Raw genomic sequence first — 11,845 nt, forward strand, 5'->3', positions numbered from 1 at the left:
ACTTAACGTTCAGGGATCAGTCGGGTGAAATCTTTATTATCCGGTTCGGTGCTGGCGGCTTTCTCTTTTCCGGCAACCGAATCGGTCAAACGGCGTAATAACACATTCTGACGCTTCTGCTCTTCAAGCAGCGCCTCAAGTAACTGGACCTGCTGGCTGGCCTTAACGCTGGCGCGATTGACAAAAAACCATGCAATCAGCCCGACGATCACCAGCGCTACGCTAAACCCCATCGATGCCAAGCCCATCGCGCCATTTGTTATTTCGTTCATACATGCCTCAAAAATGCGGGTGTTACTGCAATACTGACTGATGCAGACCAGCGAAGATTCTACCAGGTCAGACGCGAATTGATAGCCAGCTCACACAAATTTAAGAACCTTCGCGCAGCCGTTGTCCCAGGCTTTGTGTATCCTCAGCGCTAAGTACGTACAGGCTCGCAGCTTACTGCTATGATAAACGCTGGCAGCGAGGTGGTAACGCCAGGATTGCTGTCTGACAAACAATAAAGGGGAATACATGAGATTTTTAATTCGCATTGTTGCGCTGCTGGTCATTATCTGGCTTGCCCTGTTAGTCACCGGTTACGGTGTTCTGGCCGGAAGCACTAAAAATGTGGCTGGGTTGGGATTACAGTGTCAGTACATGACCGCGCGCGGCATGGTTACCGCACAGTACCTGCACACTGACAGCGGTGTTGTTGGCGTGACCGATTGCCCGTTGCTGAAGAAAAGCACCGAAGTCGTCGATAACTGAGTGAATAAGGGCCAGAGAACTCTGGCCCTTTTGTCAGAACGGGTAGTCGTGATAGCCCATCTGCTCTGAAAGCCGTTTTGCAGAACGATGCAGCATCGCCACATAGCTGCTTTTCTCTTCCTCAGAGAAACGGATGGTCGGGAAGGAGATACTCAGCCCGGCAATCACCACGCCAAAACGGTCAAAGACCGGTACCGCGATACACCGCAGCCCCTCTTCCTGCTCTTCATTATCTTCCCCATACCCCTGCGACCGGACTTTCTCCAGCACCGGCAGAAGCGCTTCGGTGCTGCCGACCGTTCTGGGCGTGCTGCGGTTATAGGTCACGTTGGCCATGATGTCTTTCACTTCTGAGACGTCACGCCAGGCAAGTAGCACCTTGCCAATAGCCGTGCTGTATAACGGATTACGGCGGCCAATGCGTGAATACATTCGCAGGTTATACAGGGAGTCAATTTTGTGAATATAGACAATGCTGTCTTCTTCCAGCGCGCCAAGATGGATGGTTTCTTTGGTCTGGCGAGAAATGTCGCGCATCTGGATGTCCGCGCTACGGATCAAATCGACATTTTGCAGCGCCTTGGCGCCCAGTTCGAACAGCTTTAGGGTCAGCGAATATTTTTCTGACTCGCCTTCCTGATCCACATAACCGAGGGATTTCATCGTTTGCAGAAAACGGTAAACGGTACTCTTCGACATCATTACCCGCTGTGAAAGCTCGGTAATGCCATGCTCACGATCCTCGCCCAGTGCCTGCAGGATACCGAAAACCTTCAACACCGATGAGACTGAATCCGGCTGTTTATCCACATCGCCATTCGCCATGACAGAACCTTATTTTTGTTTTATAAAAAATGGAACGGTATTTCTAGTATACGTTTTGCGGCCTGGCAGGTGCAATGCTCAGTGGGTAAATTGCCCTGACATATCTGCTGATAGTTTTCGCCGCGTAACAACCTGGAATAGTCAGTGAAAAATCATTAGCATAATGATATTCACTCTTCTGACTAATTTGGTCCATGCCGCAAACAACTCAACCCGACGGATTACCCATCCCGCAGCGCTACGGCGCGATAATGGCGATTGCCTTAGGCATTACCGTTGCTGTGCTTGACGGTGCCATTGCCAACGTGGCGCTGCCGACCATCGCTCGCGAGCTGCACGCCAGCCCGGCAGAATCCATCTGGATTGTTAACGCCTATCAGCTGGCCATTATCATCTCGCTGCTGTCACTGTCGTTCCTCGGCGATATTCTGGGCTACCGCCGTATCTATCAGGCCGGTCTGGTGCTGTTCACCTGCACCTCGCTGTTTTGCGCCCTTTCCAGCTCGCTGGAAATGCTGACCTTTGCCCGCGTATTACAGGGCTTTGGTGGCGCCGCGTTGATGAGCGTCAACACCGCATTGATTCGGATAATCTATCCGCAGCGCTTTCTCGGGCGTGGAATGGGCATCAACTCGCTGATCGTGGCCGTATCTACCGCTGCCGGACCCACCGTGGCGGCCGCGGTGCTATCTGTCGCCTCGTGGAAATGGTTGTTCCTGATCAACGTGCCGGTCGGCCTGGCGGCGCTTTATCTCGCCTTCCGCTTCTTGCCGGATAACACGCAGAAATCGAAAGAGCAGCGCTTTGATATTCCCAGCGCAATTATGAATGCCCTGACCTTTGGCCTGTTGATTTCGGCTTTAAGCGGCTTCGCGCAGGGACAAAGTGGCAAGCTGGTGCTGGCCGAGCTGGTGGCGCTGGTCATCGTCGGCTTCGTCTTTATTCGCCGTCAGTTGAAAATGCCCTTCCCACTGTTGCCGGTGGATTTGCTGCGCATTCCCATCTTCTCGTTGTCGTTGGGCACCTCGGTCTGTTCTTTCTGCGCCCAGATGCTGGCGATGGTCTCACTGCCCTTCTTTATGCAAACCGTGTTACACCGTGGCGAAGTGGCCACCGGACTGTTACTGACTCCCTGGCCACTGGCTACTATGGTGATGGCGCCCATTGCCGGCCGACTGATTGAGCGCTATCACGCCGGTCTGCTGGGAGCGATTGGACTGGCGATGTTCGCCAGCGGTCTGTTCTCGCTGGCGCTGCTGCCTGATTCTCCGTCAGATCTGAATATCATCTGGCGCATGGCGCTGTGCGGTGCGGGTTTTGGCCTGTTCCAGTCACCGAACAACCACACCATTATCACTTCCGCCCCGCGCAACCGCAGCGGTGGTGCCAGCGGCATGTTGGGCACCGCGCGCTTGCTCGGCCAGACCAGTGGTGCCGCGCTGGTCGCGCTGATGTTCAACCTGTTTGGTGGCCACGGTACCCATGCCTCTTTATTACTGGCAGGCAGCTTCGCAACGCTGGCTACCGTAGTAAGTGCGATGCGAATGACGCAGCCCGGCACCCGTAGCTGAGTGCTTTTCAGGCATAAAAAAACCGGGCAATGCCCGGTTTTTTCATTACAGCTGTCGGTTACTTCAGATACTGACCGCTGCGCAGCGCTTCAATGCGCTTATCCAGCGGTGGGTGAGACATAAACAGCTCACTCAGTGACTTCGACTTACCGTTGATGCAGAAGGCCATCATGGTGCTGGCTTCCTGCGGCTCATAGCTGGTTTTCAGACGTTGCAAGGCTGCAATCATCTTCTCACGACCAACCAGTCGCGCAGAGCCGGCATCGGCATGGTACTCACGGTGACGCGAGAACCACATGGTGATGATGCTGGCCACGATACCGAAGACCAGCTCCAGCACCATCGACACGGCGAAGTAGACCATTGGGTTGCCGTTATTGCCTTCACCTTCATCACGGTTGCCGGACAGGAAGCCTGCGGCAACCTGCGCCAGAATGCGCGAGATAAAGATCACGAAGGTGTTCACGACACCCTGAATCAGCGTCATGGTGACCATATCACCGTTAGCGATGTGGCTGATCTCGTGAGCCAGCACCGCTTCGGCTTCGTCACGGCTCATGTTCTGCAACAGGCCGGTAGAGACCGCCACCAGTGACGCATCACGACGGGCACCGGTCGCAAAGGCGTTGATATCCGGCGCATGATAGATAGCCACCTGCGGCATGGCGATACCCGCCTGCTGTGCCTGCTGAGCAATGGTCTGCATCAACCAGCGCTCGGTCTCATTGCGCGGTTGCTCAATAACCTCACCACCGACGGATCGCAACGCCATCCACTTCGACATCAGCAGTGAGACAAACGCACCGCCGAAGCCAAACAGACCCGCCATGATCATCAGGCCCTGTACACTGCTTGACTGGATCCCTGTCAGGCTGAGGATCAGCCCAAAGACCAACATAACGCCCAGGTTGGTCAGCAGGAAAAGCGCAATACGCATCATAGAATTTCATCTTCCTCAGTTAACAAATTCGCTTATAGCGGATAACTATCCTATGGGCAAAGCAAAACATTTCAAGCACCCTTAATCTTTAAGTGTCTAAAAAGACATAACTTTACACTTTGAAGCATCTTGGGATGCATCAACAGGAAGAGTTAAGTGAAATGGCTTTGCCAGCAGGCGTAAATCAGCGACGGGCGAGAGGTGCGGGATAAAAAAAGGGCACAGACTAAGCTGTGCCCTTCGGGTTTATTTTGCTGCCGCTGGCGGCGTTTGTGCTTTTTCAAGCTGCGCCAGGTCGTTAGCAATGTTGACCGTTTCGTCGAGGTACGGATCCGGTTCTTTATAGTCTTTCGGCAGATCGTCCAGCTTAGCCAGTGGCTTTTTGCCTTCCTGCTGCAGACGGGCGTTAATCCTCTCCAGACGCAGTGCATCATCCTCGTGGTTCTCTTTCTCACGCTCGGCGAGGTTCAGAGAGATGATATTGCGCTTGTCCTTCATTGCATTGAAGCGCGCGATATCTTTGATGATGTACTGGAACTCACGATCCTTGGCGATGCGATCCTGATGGTCCTGAATCAACTTCGGCTCAAGTGAGGTTAAGTCACCTGACTTGGTGTAGCTGGCCGCATTGATGCTGTCCCATGGCAGGGCGTTATCTTCGAACTTCTCGCCGGTCTCAACCGCTTCCACGCCGGTTGGCATCAGCAGGTCAGGCGTCACGCCTTTACGCTGAGTACTGCCGCCGTTGATACGGTAGAACTTCTGGATGGTGTACTGGACAGAGCCCAGCGCCGGCCATTCTGGACGCAGCATCTGATCGTAGATCCGGTTCAGTGAACGGTACTGCTGCACGGTGCCTTTACCGAAGGTCGGCTCACCGACAATCAGCGCACGTCCGTAGTCCTGCATCGCAGCCGCAAAGATCTCTGAAGCCGATGCACTGAAGCGGTCAACCAACACCACCAGCGGACCTTTGTAATAAACGATGCCATCGTTATCACTGTCTTCACGAACCTTGCCGTTGTTGTCACGAACCTGAACAACCGGCCCGCTTGGAATAAACAGACCAGACAGGGAAACCGCTTCGGTCAGTGCGCCACCGCCGTTGGTACGCAGGTCAATCACCACGCTGTCCACGTTCAGCTTCTGCAATTTCTGCAGCTGCACTTTCACATCGTCAGTCAGGCCAACATAGAAACCAGGGATATCCAGCACGCCCACTTTCTTATTGCCGACATTCTGCACGGTCATTTTGACCGCGCGGTCTTCCAGACGGATTTTCTCACGCGTCAGGGAGACGATGCGGGTTTTGGTGCCCTTCCCGGCCGGTAACACTTCCAGGCGCACTTTGCTGCCCTTCGGTCCTTTGATCTGCGCGACCACGTCATCAAGACGCCAGCCAATCACATCCACCATCGGTTTGCCCGGCTGAGCGACACCCACGATACGATCGCCAACGGTGATCGATTTGCTCTTGGCTGCCGGACCACCGGCGACCATCGAGTTAATCACCGTATAATCGTCATCCATTTGCAACACCGCACCAATACCTTCCAGAGAGAGGCTCATTTCGGTATTAAACTGCTCGGTGTTACGTGGAGAGAGATAGTTGGTATGCGGATCGATTTCGTGCGCGAACGCGGTCATCGCCAGCTGGAAGACGTCCTCGCTGTTGCTCTGCGCCAGACGGCGGATAGCAAACTGATAGCGCTTGGTCAGGACTTCGCGGATCTCTTTTTCATCTTTGCCGGTCAGCTTCAGGCTCAGCTCGTCATATTTGACTTTCGCGTCCCACAGCTGATTCAGCTCCGCCGTGGTTTTTGGCCACGGCGACTTGCTCCGGTCGATATCAATGGTATCGGTACCGGTGAAATTCATGGGCTTATTCAGCACGGACAATGCGTACTGATAGCGCTCAAAGCGGCGTTTCTGCGCCAGATTATACAGGTCGTAAAATACATCCAGCTTACCGCTCTTCAGCTCATCGCTTAAGGTGGTTTTTTTGCTGGCGTATTGTTCGATATCCGAGGTCAGCAGCAGGTTGTGGCTGTAGTCCAGCAGATTCAGATAGCGTTCGAAAATCTTAACGGAAAAATCCTGATTAAGATCGAACTGGCGATAATGCGAGCGGGTAAAACGTGAGGTAACACGTTCACTGACTGTCGCATGCTGAGGTTCCTGATGCAGCTGAGGAATTTGATCGGCACGCGTAATGTTATCGGCGGCGAAAACGTTCCCTGCCAGCAGCAGTCCTGCGATCACAGTAGTTCTGAAAAAATTGTTCATGCCCTGATTGGCCTCCGTATCAGAACTGCAAGTGTTCTGCGCGTACTATCATTGCCAGGCCGGAAGCCAACTGTACCCGGACGCCATCTTTGGTAATTTCAAGAATGGTTGCGTCCATCGCACTTTTGCCCGCGGTGACTTTGATATTCTGGCCGACTTGCAGTGCTGCGGTATCGGTAACGGGTTTAGTGGGAGCTGGAGCTGCTGCTGGCTGACGCTCTGCGGAAGGTGCGCGCTCGGTGCTACGCTGAGGTTTGCTGCGAACCTGGCGTGGCTGCTCACCTTCGGCAGAAGGTTTACGCGCGGGTTTACGAGGACGGCGTGGTGCCCCCTCTTCTCCAGCTTCGCGTTTCTTCGCCTGCTGCTGCTCACGCTGTGCCTGAACACGCGCTTTTGCTTCTTCGAGTTGCTTACGGGCATGTTCAACATGCTGCTCGTCGAGGACGCCACAGTCGTTACCATCCAGATCAACGCGAACTGCACCGGCTTTGATGCCGTACAGGTAGCGCCAGCTGGAAGTATAAAGACGGAGTGCGGAGCGGAGCTGAGTTTTACTCAGGCTCATTTCGCCCTGAACACGATCGACTAAATCCTGAAAGATGCCGACCTTAAGTGGTCGTGCTTCGCCTTCGGCGCTAAAGCATTTCGGGAAACGCTCGGCCAAAAAGGCAATGACTTCTTTACTACTATTCAACTTGGGTTGATTTTCCATGAAATTTCCTGATTACAACGGGTTTGCCAACCAGCGCAGGCATGAACAGGCGTCATTATAATGACCCCATCGGCAATTGCTACGTGATCCAGCGCTTTAGCTGCGTTTCATGTGAATAAATTTTTCCACATCAGACCCGGCAAGCACCTCACACAGCCCGTCAGTGAGGGTTTTTAACCCCGCTTCGTCTTCGCTGTCGAAGCGTTTATATTCGATACTATCGATGTCCAGCACGCCAATTGTCTGGCCGTTCACCACCAATGGCAGCACGATCTCAGCATTACTGGCCGCGTCACACGCGATGTGACCCGGGAAAGCATGGACATCATCCACGCGCTGAACCTGACTTTCGGCCACAGCCGTACCGCACACGCCGCGACCTACCGGAATACGCACACAGGCGATTTTTCCCTGGAAAGGTCCCAGAACCAGCGTATCGGCTTCGGTCAACAGATAGAAACCTGCCCAGTTAACACCGTCAAGGCGCTCATATAACAGCGCGCTGCAGTTGCTCATTGCCGCCAGGAAACTTGTTTCTCCAGCGATAAGCGCGCGCAAATCACGGTTCAGGTCCGAATAAAACTCAGCTTTTGTCATTTTTTAACCATTGTGAAAACGTGTCATGAGGCCCATGATGACCCCTTGCTAAAATAAGCATTAAATGCCCAGACGGACAAGGTGAATCATTCCGTTAGTTAATATACCCTTAGTCAGTCCGAAGCCTTAAGCATGACCTTGACGTGTCATTATCGTTTTATGGCGAAAAAACTTAACCCTGCCCTGCACCTGCGCTGCTTGGGCCTGAGACGATCAGGATTATGAAAATACACGCCATTAGCCATGCTCTGCCTCAGGCACGTTATCAGCGTTGCCCCCAATGCGATACCCTTTTTTCCTTACCAGATGTTAAATCCAACCAGTCTGCGCACTGCCCTCGCTGCAATGCTCGCATTATGAATGGCCGTGACTGGTCGATGACCCGGCTGTGTGCGATGGCCGTCACCATGCTGCTGTTGATGCCCTTCGCCTACACTGAATCGCTGATGAGCATCCGCCTGCTGGGCACCAACATTTATGCCAGTCTGCTGGAAGGCATCACTCAGATGGCGCAGCAAGGCAATGTCATTACCGCCTCGATGGTGGCCTTTTGCACCATTGGTGCCCCCGCGACGCTGGTTGGGTCTATTGCCTATCTCTATTTTGGCCATAAATTGGGCATGAACCTTCGTCCGGTATTATTGATGCTCGATCGCCTGAAAGAGTGGGTGATGCTGGATATCTATCTGGTGGGGATTGCGGTTGCGTCAATTAAAGTGCAGGACTATGCGGCGATTACGCCTGGCACCGGCCTGATTGCGTTTATTTCGCTGACGCTGTTGAGCCTGGTGACCTTGATTCATTTGAACGTCGAGCAGCTCTGGCACCGCTTTTATCCGCAGCCTCACCCTAACGTTGCACGGGAAAAGTTACAGGTTTGTCTGAGCTGCCACCACACCGGTGTTGCCGATGCCCGGGGCCGTTGCCCACGCTGTCACACGCCGCTCTATTTCCGTCGTCACTTCAGCTTGCAGAAATCCTGGGCCGCTTTGATTGCCTCTATTGTGCTGCTGATCCCGGCCAATTTGCTGCCAATTTCCATCATTTATCTCACCGGTTCCCGCCAGGAAGACACCATCCTTTCCGGGATTATGTCGCTGGGTTCCGGCAATATTCCGGTGGCCATCGTGGTATTTGTGGCCAGTATTCTGGTGCCGTTTACCAAAATTATTGTGCTACTGACGCTACTTCTCAGTATTCACTTCAAGTGTGAACAGGGACTGAAAACCCGCGTCCGCCTGCTGCGGGTGGTTACCTGGGTAGGCCGCTGGTCTATGCTGGATCTGTTTGTTATTTCGTTAACCATGTCGTTGGTCAATCGCGACCAGCTTCTCTCTTTCAACATGGGACCGGCAGCTTTCTATTTTGGCTCGTCAGTCATACTCACTATTCTTGCCGTTGAGTGGCTGGATAGCCGTTTATTATGGGATGCACATGCAACAGGAAACGCCGACTACACCGACTAACGCGCGCATTACCAGCCGGCGGAAAATTTCGCCCTTCTGGTTATTGCCGCTGATTGCGCTGCTGATTGCGGGCTGGCTTATCTGGTCAAATTACCAGGAGCGCGGGACCACCGTCACTATTGATTTCGCCACGGCGGACGGCATTGTACCGGGCAGAACGCCGGTCCGTTATCAGGGTGTTGAAGTCGGTCTGGTGCAGGGCATCAGCATGACGGACGATCTGCGCACCATCAAAATCAAGGCCAGCATCAAAAGCGATATGAAAGACGCGTTACGCGACCAGACCCAGTTCTGGCTGGTGACGCCGAAAGCCTCGCTGGCGGGGGTTTCAGGCCTTGATGCGCTGGTCGGCGGTAACTACATCGGCATGATGCCGGGTAAAGGTCAGCCGAAAGAAAACTTTGTCGCGCTGGATACCCAGCCGAAATATCGCGTCAATACCGGCGAGATGCTGATCCATCTGCATACGCCGGATCTTGGCTCGTTGAATACCGGCTCGCTGGTGTATTACCGTAAAATTCCTGTTGGCCGTGTTTACGACTACAGCATCAATCCCGGTAATAAAGGCGTGACGGTGGATGTGCTGATTGACCGTCGCTTCACCAATTTGCTGAAAAAAGACAGCCGCTTCTGGAACGTATCAGGCGTTAAGGCCGATGTCGGACTGAACGGCGTGAAGGTACAGTTGGAAAGCGTGGCGGCGTTGGTGAACGGCGCTATCGCCTTCGATTCGCCGGCCCAGTCGGAACAGGCGAAGTCGGAAGACAATTTCGATCTCTATCCTGATTTAGCGCACAGCCATCGCGGCGTGATCATCAGCCTGGACCTGCCGAGCGGCAAGAATCTTAAGGCCAACAGCACCCCGCTAATGTATCAGGGCCTTGAAGTGGGCACCCTGACCGCGATGACCTTACAGCCAGGCGGTAAGGTAACCGGGGAATTGACCATCGATCCTTCTGTCACCGGCCTGATGCGCACCGGCACCCGCATTGAAATGCGCAGCCCGAAAATCAGCCTGAATGACACCAGCTTAAGCAGCTTACTGACCGGCAATACCCTGGAGCTGGTGCCAGGAGAAGGCGCGCCGCAGGATCATTATCAGGTATTGGAAAGCAACGAAGCACTGCTGCAACAGCCTAACTCGCTGGAGTTGAAGCTGACCGCCCCGGAGAGCTACGGCATCGATGCGGGCCAGCCGATCATGCTGCATGGCATGCAGATTGGTCAGGTGGTTAACCGCTCGCTGAACGAGCAAGGCGTGAACTTCGTTATCGCCATCGCGGGCAACTACCGCGAGCTGGTCCACGGTGACAGTAAATTCATTATCAACAGCCGGCTGGATGTGAAGCTGGGTATTGATGGCATGGAAGTGCTGGGTGCCAGCGCCAGTGAGTGGGTTGATGGCGGTATTCGTCTCGATCCCGGCAGCAAGGGTGCGGTGAAGCAGAATTACCCGCTCTATGCCAATGCTGAGAAAGCGGCAGAAGGCATCACCTCAAACCAGCTGCCTACGACTCTGACGCTGACCGCGAAAAGCCTGCCGGATGTACAGGCCGGTTCGATTGTGTTGTATCGCAAGTTCCAGGTCGGCGAGATTGTTGAGGTGATCCCGAAAGCCAATGAGTTTGACGTTCGGGTGCATATCAAACAGGAATACCGCAAGCTGCTGACTGAAAACAGCGTGTTCTGGTCAGAAGGCGGTGCCCGCGTGCAGCTGAACGGCAGCGGCTTAACGGTTCAGGCTTCCCCGCTTAACCGCGTGTTAAAAGGTGCGATCAGCTTTGATAACCTGACCGGTGCCGGCGCCGGGTTGACCAGCAAAGATAAGCGCGTGCTGTATAACTCTGAAACCGCCGCACGTGCGGTAGGTAGCCAGATCACCCTGCACACTTACGATGCCACCAAACTTTCTGCCGGCATGCCGATCCGCTATCTGGGCATTACCATCGGTCAGATCGAAGACCTTGCGTTGAATCAGGAAAAAAATGAGGTTGTCGCCAAAGGCGTGCTGTATCCGCAGTATGTGGATGACTTTGCCCGCATTGGCAGCCGCTTCTCGGTCGTTTCGCCGGAAATATCGGCGGCGGGTGTCAATCATCTGGAAACCCTGTTGCAGCCTTACATCAACGTCGATCCGGGCAAAGGCCGCGCTCAACGCAGTTTCGAACTGCAGGAATCGACCATTACTGACGCGCGCTATTTGGATGGCCTGAACGTGGTGATGGATGCGCCTGAAGGCGGTTCCGTTTCCGTCGGTACGCCGGTGCTGTTCCGTGGCATTGAGGTCGGTACTGTCACCGGCACGTCGTTGGGCGCCATGGCTGACCGCGTCCAGATCACCCTGCGCATCAGCAAGAAGTACCAGCATCTGGTGCGTAACAACTCGGTGTTCTGGCTGGCTTCCGGCTATAACCTGAAATTCGGTCTGATTGGTGGCGTAGTGAAAACCGGCACCTTCCAGCAGTTTATTCAGGGCGGGATTGCCTTTGCCACGCCGCCAACCATTCCGTTAGCGCCGCAGGCCACTTCCGGCAAGCACTATCTGCTGGAAGACGAAGAGCCAAAAGACTGGCGTAAATGGGGGACCGCGCTCCCTGCGAAATAACCTGAACGGGCAGCCTTGAGCTGCCCGTTTTTTTTCAGCTGGCAGGATGTGATAAACTCGCCCCCACTTATTTCCAGCGGAATTTTT

Annotated in this window: 10 protein-coding genes; 4 read left to right on the forward strand and 6 right to left on the reverse strand. The window is 54.1% G+C overall.

Translation table 11 applies throughout. The annotated features are described in order from the left end of the window. Positions 1–2: 2 nt before the first annotated feature. Entirely contained in the window at positions 3–272 is a 270-nt protein-coding gene (locus tag E2F51_RS19515) for a YebO family protein (RefSeq protein WP_134824292.1), read from the reverse strand. Positions 273–519: 247 nt separating this feature from the next. Here E2F51_RS19515 and E2F51_RS19520 point away from each other — a divergent pair, with 247 nt between their 5' ends. Beyond that, entirely contained in the window at positions 520–756 is a 237-nt protein-coding gene (locus E2F51_RS19520) for a YobH family protein (protein WP_013202484.1), read from the forward strand. 33 nt (positions 757–789) lie between these two features. Here E2F51_RS19520 and kdgR read toward each other — a convergent pair whose 3' ends face one another. Continuing rightward, a complete protein-coding gene (gene kdgR / locus E2F51_RS19525) occupies positions 790–1,581 on the reverse strand; it encodes a DNA-binding transcriptional regulator KdgR (RefSeq protein ID WP_105759778.1) in 792 nt (263 codons plus the stop codon). Positions 1,582–1,775: 194 nt separating this feature from the next. Between kdgR and E2F51_RS19530 the strand changes: the two genes are divergently transcribed. After that, a complete protein-coding gene (locus E2F51_RS19530; RefSeq protein WP_013202486.1) occupies positions 1,776–3,152 on the forward strand; it encodes an MFS transporter in 1,377 nt (458 codons plus the stop codon). A gap of 58 nt (positions 3,153–3,210) precedes the next feature. On the opposite strand, the gene htpX is transcribed toward E2F51_RS19530, so the two are convergent. The 4 genes from htpX to E2F51_RS19550 form a co-directional block, all read right to left on the reverse strand. Further along, entirely contained in the window at positions 3,211–4,092 is an 882-nt protein-coding gene (gene htpX / locus E2F51_RS19535; protein ID WP_013202487.1) for a protease HtpX, read from the reverse strand. A gap of 246 nt (positions 4,093–4,338) precedes the next feature. After that, a complete protein-coding gene (prc, locus tag E2F51_RS19540) occupies positions 4,339–6,378 on the reverse strand; it encodes a carboxy terminal-processing peptidase (protein ID WP_013202488.1) in 2,040 nt (679 codons plus the stop codon). 19 nt (positions 6,379–6,397) lie between these two features. Further along, positions 6,398–7,090, reverse strand: coding sequence for an RNA chaperone ProQ (proQ, locus tag E2F51_RS19545; RefSeq protein ID WP_013202489.1), 693 nt, complete (start codon positions 7,088–7,090; stop codon positions 6,398–6,400). Between the two features lie 96 nt (positions 7,091–7,186). Continuing rightward, positions 7,187–7,687, reverse strand: a complete 501-nt coding sequence (locus E2F51_RS19550; protein ID WP_013202490.1) for a GAF domain-containing protein — start codon at positions 7,685–7,687, stop codon at positions 7,187–7,189. A 221-nt stretch (positions 7,688–7,908) separates the two neighbouring features. Here E2F51_RS19550 and yebS point away from each other — a divergent pair, with 221 nt between their 5' ends. Both yebS and E2F51_RS19560 read left to right on the forward strand, forming a co-directional pair. After that, complete coding sequence (gene yebS, locus E2F51_RS19555) at positions 7,909–9,153, forward strand: membrane integrity lipid transport subunit YebS (RefSeq protein ID WP_013202491.1); 1,245 nt, start codon at positions 7,909–7,911, stop codon at positions 9,151–9,153. After that, entirely contained in the window at positions 9,122–11,758 is a 2,637-nt protein-coding gene (locus E2F51_RS19560; protein ID WP_134824293.1) for a PqiB family protein, read from the forward strand. The genes yebS and E2F51_RS19560 overlap by 32 nt, the downstream gene beginning before the upstream one ends. The last annotated feature ends 87 nt before the right edge of the window (positions 11,759–11,845 follow it).

Source organism: Erwinia sp. QL-Z3 (assembly GCF_004551645.1).
Lineage (GTDB): Bacteria > Pseudomonadota > Gammaproteobacteria > Enterobacterales > Enterobacteriaceae > Erwinia > Erwinia billingiae.